The sequence below is a fragment of the Bathymodiolus azoricus thioautotrophic gill symbiont genome (assembly GCF_001298715.1).
In the GTDB taxonomy this organism is placed as follows: domain Bacteria; phylum Pseudomonadota; class Gammaproteobacteria; order PS1; family Pseudothioglobaceae; genus Thiodubiliella.
The window spans coordinates 1-420 of sequence record NZ_CDSC02000515.1; the positions used below are offsets into that span (position 1 = coordinate 1).

The window sequence follows — 420 nt, forward strand, 5'->3', positions numbered from 1 at the left end:
TCTATGTTTGATGATTTTTTGATTAAAACTTTTTAGAAAGTAACTCAATCTCATACCCATCAGGGTCTTTTAAAAATGCAACAATTGTTTCCCCAGCATTCATTGGCCCCGCATCACGGGTAACTTCAACACCCAGTTGTTTTGCTACTTCAACTGCCTGATATACGTCCTCTACATTGATGGCAATGTGTCCAAATCCTGTGCCTATCTGATAGTCACTTTTCCCCCAATTGTAAGTCAGTTCAATAGCGGTATTTTCTGCTTCATCACCATAGCCTAAAAATGCTAAAGTAAATTCGCCCTTAGGGTAATCTTTTTGCCGCAATAAACGCATCTCTAACACTTCGGTATAAAAAGCAATAGATTTATCTAGATCCCCTACTCTTAACATTGTATGCAAAATTCTCATAAAAATCCTTA

At 37.1% G+C, this 420-nt stretch carries 1 protein-coding gene; it reads right to left on the reverse strand.

Annotated features, from left to right (window positions below; all coding sequences use genetic code 11):
- Window positions 1-22 precede the first annotated feature (22 nt).
- Complete coding sequence (gloA, locus tag BAZSYMA_RS09595; RefSeq protein WP_090718576.1) at window positions 23-409, reverse strand: lactoylglutathione lyase; 387 nt, start codon at window positions 407-409, stop codon at window positions 23-25.
- Between the last annotated feature and the right edge of the window lie 11 nt (window positions 410-420).